The sequence below is a fragment of the Candidatus Burkholderia verschuerenii genome (assembly GCF_001189365.1).
Classification (GTDB): Bacteria; Pseudomonadota; Gammaproteobacteria; order Burkholderiales; family Burkholderiaceae; genus Caballeronia; species Caballeronia verschuerenii.
Genome location: NZ_LFJJ01000316.1, coordinates 1 through 2,984 on the forward strand (window position 1 = coordinate 1; position 2,984 = coordinate 2,984).

At 60.7% G+C, this 2,984-nt stretch carries 2 pseudogenes; both read left to right on the forward strand.

Going from position 1 to position 2,984, the window contains the following annotated elements:
* Positions 1–882, forward strand: a pseudogene (locus tag BVER_RS28430) (ATPase); the annotation flags it as partial.
* 10 nt (positions 883–892) lie between these two features.
* Positions 893–2,625: pseudogene (locus BVER_RS28435) on the forward strand (ATP-dependent helicase).
* Positions 2,626–2,984: the final 359 nt, after the last annotated feature.

Here is a 2,984-nt window from a genome sequence, read left to right on the forward strand (position 1 = left end):
ATGAGCACTGTGGTCGAAAACGAAAAGATCAATGATGATGCGTCGGCTTCGCCCGAACACATTGAACCCGACGCGTCGCTGGCGACCGGGACGCTTGCAGCAGGCGACGCACACGATGCACCGCTGACAACGGATGGGGCCGACGACGGCGAACTGGAGCGCGAACTCACGCAGATGGAAGCGGACGCCGATCGTCTGCACAAGGAAGGCGTGATCTCAAGCGAAGACGTGAGCATGAAGCTCGCCGAGGTCGCCAAAACCCGCAAGCTGTTTCGCGACCTTCCCGCCGCCGAGCGTATCGCCATCATCAAGCGTCGACGCGAGATCGGCCGGTTGCTGATGGAACGCCAGCTTTCTGGCGCCGCGGTCGTTACCGCGCGCGTGCGACTGAACCATACGCGCCTGAAGCCCTTGTTCGAACAGTGGTGGCCGTACATCAACCGCATGAGCATCAACATGCAGCGCTTCGGTCGCTCGACATTCGGCGAGAACGACAAGGAAGTCGTCAACAGCGCGCTTGAGAAGCTGCTCGTGAGCGTCGAGGAATACGTCGACGAGCAACTTCGCGTGGCGCAGGGCTTTCGCGAACAGAAAGAAGCCGCGCTTCGCGCCAACAAGTAATTTGTCTTCGAGCCGACCATTCCATTGCCCGCGATGGAGATTGAGGTCGAAGCGTATTCGCGGTTTTCGATGCGCGTACTCACCTTGATCATGAAATTCGACCAGGCGATGGATCACTTCGACTTCATGGTGTGGAACGGCATTCGCGATCAATCTGACGTCGATGATGAGGCGGTGAATTTCCTGCGGCGCTTCAATCCGCTCGGCATTCGCGGTTACCTCACGCACTTGAAGTTGATGACCACGGTGCGCGGTCGCTAAGGGAGGCGACATGCTGGACGATCTCAACCCCCAGCAACGGGAAGTCGCCCAGTTGCGCCAGCATTGCGTGGCGATCGCCTGCCCGGGTGCCGGCAAGACCAAGACGATCGCCACCAAAGCCGCTCTCTTGCTGCAGGAGAGCGCTGCGAATAACGCAGCCATTGTAGGCGCGGTGACGTTCTCCAAGGATGCCGCGATCGAATTACGCGAGCGCATCCTGAAGGCCGCCGGCGCTGCCGTAAAAAAACGCCTGATCGCGGGCACCTTCCACTCGCTCGCGTTTAAGCAACTGCAGCGGCCCGGCGCGCGGCCGCTCGATATCGCCTCCGACGGCGACCGGCTGGGGCTGCTGATTCGCGTGATGCAGGAACTTGGGCGTGAGGGGAAGGCCGAAGACGTCATCCCAACGATCGAGAAGATCAAGACGAACTTCGGCCGGTGCGACCCGCAAAGCGAGGACGGCGAGCTGTACCTCGCCTATCAAGATGCGCTTGCCCGTAACGGCAAGATCGATTTCCAGGACATGCTGCGTCTGGCCGTGGAGGGCATGGAAAGCGGGACGATCCTACCGTACCCCTTCACCTATCTGCTCGTCGACGAGTTTCAGGATACGGACCCGCTTCAATACCGCTGGATCGAATTGCACGCGAAGGCAGGCGCGATCGTCACGGTCGTCGGCGACGACGATCAAAGCATCTATGCGTTTCGTGAAGCGCTGGGTTATCGCGGCATGGAGTTGTTCATCCAGACGTTCGAGGCCAAGCCGGTGGTGCTCGGCAGCAACTATCGTTGTCGTGCCGAGATTCTCGCAGCCGCTGATCGTCTCATTCGCAACAACGTCGATCGCATCGCCAAAGTACTGCGCGCTGAGAAGGGCGCCGGCGGCCACGTGCAGCGTTCGCGGCACGCCGATGAGTACGTCGAGGCGGTAGCCGCGGTCGAAGCGCTCGGACCACAGCTTGCGAAGGGACGTTCCTGTGCCATCCTCGCCCGCACCAATCGCATTCTGGATCCGCTCGAGGCCGTGTGCAGAACGCACGGCATCAAGTATTACCGCGCCTCGGGTCCTTCGGTGCTCAGTCGGCCGGAGGGCGCACTTATGTGCAATCTGCTTGAGATCGTCGAAGGAGTGAAGGGCACGGGACTCGATGCGGTGCTCGCGCACCTGGGGCTGAGCGCGCAGCAGCTTCGCGCGCTGCACGCGGACATGGGGCCGGAGCTGACGCAGAGAGGGCGGGCTGAACTCGTCGCGCTCGGCTTGCCGGAGGAGGTCGCCACAAATTACCGGGAATTCATGAAGCGGCTTGCCGAATGGCAAAGCCTGTGCGAGCGCACGTTCCATTCGTTGACGCTCTCGGGGGTGACTGAATGGATGATGAAATACGCAAAGAAGGATACAGCCGCGCGCGCCATTCAGGCCACCGATGACGTGCTGTCGCGGTTAAACGGCTCTTTCGCGGAACGCATAAACTTGTTACGCCAGACCAATAATGAGCCGACGCCCGGCGCGCTAATTTGACGACGATGCACAGCTCGAAGGGGCTGGAATGGGATCACGTGTGGATTGCGCGCAGTGAGGAGACGGTCGTGCCGGATCCGAAGTCCACTGAACCGGAAGAGCGGCGGCTGTTTTATGTCGCCATGACGCGCGCGCGGGAATCGCTGATGATCTCGGGCACGTCAAGGAATTTCGAGTCCCGGTTTGTGCAGGAGGCACAGATTTTATCTGCTGTGGCGGCGTAAAGACCGTCGGTCACCAAGCGACGAGAGACCGGCGAGAAGCGCCGCTATGCAGCGCTTCCCAATACATACCTGTCCTACGGCTGATTCTTTTTGACTTCGTCGTTGGCGTCGCCGTATTCCTTACGCGCTTCGCCTTGGACCGCCGGCGGCTCTAGGAACGGCCAGAAGCAAACAAAAAGAGCGGATCCCGAAGAGGGGATAGACGATCGGCATAGGGGCGGCCAGCAAGCTGGCCGGTCCCCTGCCACACCACCCGGCGTGCGGGTCCGCACCGGGCGGTTCGGGAAGTTGAGGTTATGTGAGGCGAGGTATGCCAAGACGATCGAAGTAGGCAATCGTCAGCACGTTGTGTAGTGCGG